General features: G+C 43.4%; 2 protein-coding genes. Both read right to left on the minus strand.

Features of this window, described 5'->3' with window-relative positions; genetic code table 11:
• Nucleotides 1-1,174: HlyD family type I secretion periplasmic adaptor subunit (locus tag A3762_RS12015; protein ID WP_068755740.1), on the minus strand; the 1,174-nt coding region annotated here is incomplete at its 3' end.
• Between the two features lie 10 nt (nucleotides 1,175-1,184).
• A partial coding sequence (locus tag A3762_RS12020; RefSeq protein WP_156493419.1) for an ATP-binding cassette domain-containing protein occupies nucleotides 1,185-1,742 on the minus strand: 558 nt, incomplete at its 5' end.

Raw genomic sequence — 1,742 nt, forward strand, 5'->3', positions numbered from 1 at the left:
TGTAGTAAGGTTGACCGTCTTCATCTTGAAAACTGTTTTTAGAGACCTTCTGTAAGGTTCCCGTAACCATGCCATGTTGAGAAAAATCAAATGCTGTCACTTTAACATTGACATCTTGGCCCAATTTGAGGGAGGAGATATCCTTGGTATCGATTTTTGCCTCTGCAATTACTAGAGAGTCGTAGGGGATAATCTCGACTAGCGTAGCTCCAGGTGTCACTACTTCGCCAACAGCGTCGATTGTTAAACCTGTAACAAACCCTTTAATGGGTGAGCGAACTACGAGGTTATCAAAGGAGTGTTCCGTTCTAGTTAAGGTCTGTGAAAGTTCGTGTAGCTCGGACTCAATTGCCGCTAAGCGCATTGTTGCTTTTTCATCTATCGCGGCATAAGTTTCTGCAATCTCATGTTCTGCCTCCATTACCTCTTGATTCACAGAAGCTATACGACCAACTACGTTACTCATTTTTGAAAGCATCTCGTCGCGCTCCTGCGATGCTTGAATCAACAATAATTTACTCTGATTTCCGCTTTCTTTTAGCGTTTTAATCATGCTGACCTTCTCATCGATAGAAGCCAAATGATTCTCTTCGACTTTCAGCTGTTCCTCTAAATATTTCTGCTCATGCTTTTTCTGTTCTACTCTAGATTTCAAGCCATTTATTTTCGACATAGAAACGTCTTTTTGACTGTTAAATGCAACGATGTTGTGTTTTACAGCAGTCGGATAACTATCCACGAAATTAGAGAAATCTGGATTCCTACGTTCTATCAACGCGTGCAACCGCTCAGACTCTATCGATAAAAAAGCATGCCGTGCACGCAACTGAGACAATTCCGAAGCCATCAATACTGGATCGAGCATAAAAAGTACATCTCCCTGCTCTACTAAATCTCCTTCTGCAACGGCGACCTCAATGACCTCAGCAGAGTTCTGGTGCTGGATCTGTACGATTGAGTCTGAAGGCACCAACTTGCCGTTGGCGCGAGTTACCTCGATAACCTGCGCGATCGAAGCCCAGAGTAATAACAACACTAAAGTCACTAAAATCAATTTTGGGGCGAGGGTGAACATCTTCCCCGGATTCTCTTTGTCAAATTCAGAACTGTAGAGCAAGGTTTGCTCGCTATTTTTTCCATATGCTCGGCTAATTGACTGATAAAGGTTCTTCATTGCCATCTCCTTACACAAAATCACCAGAATTCAAACGTTTAATTTCCTGCACACGACCGTTTTCCATGAGAACTTCGTGCTGCCCCAACCTTCGGATATAAGGATGAGTGGAGACAATAATCATTGTTGCTTCAGACGTTTTTGATTTGATGTAATCCATCAAATACCCGACAGAATACTCGTCAAGGTTACGACTAGGCTCATCAAGGATAATCAAACTCGCATCTCTAAGAAAAAGACGAATTAACCCTATCTTTTTGGTGAAACTTGCGGGGTATTGGCGCTCTCCACCCATCGGAGTGTCAAGACCTTCAGGAAGTAGCTGATCATCGTCAAACAATCCCATTTTTTCACATGCCTGCCGCAATCGCCCATCACTCGAATTAACCGAAGCGACCAGTAAATTGTCACGAAGAGAGGCTGTTAGAATCTGGGGTTCTTCAGACAGATAGGCAATCGAAGAGCGGTACTCAGACGCGGCATATCTGCGAATGTCCAGGCCCCCTATATGCACAGAACCAGATTGCGGTTGAAATTGTCCAGCTATCAATTTCAATAGGGTAGATTT

This window comes from Oleiphilus sp. HI0125, assembly GCF_001635355.1.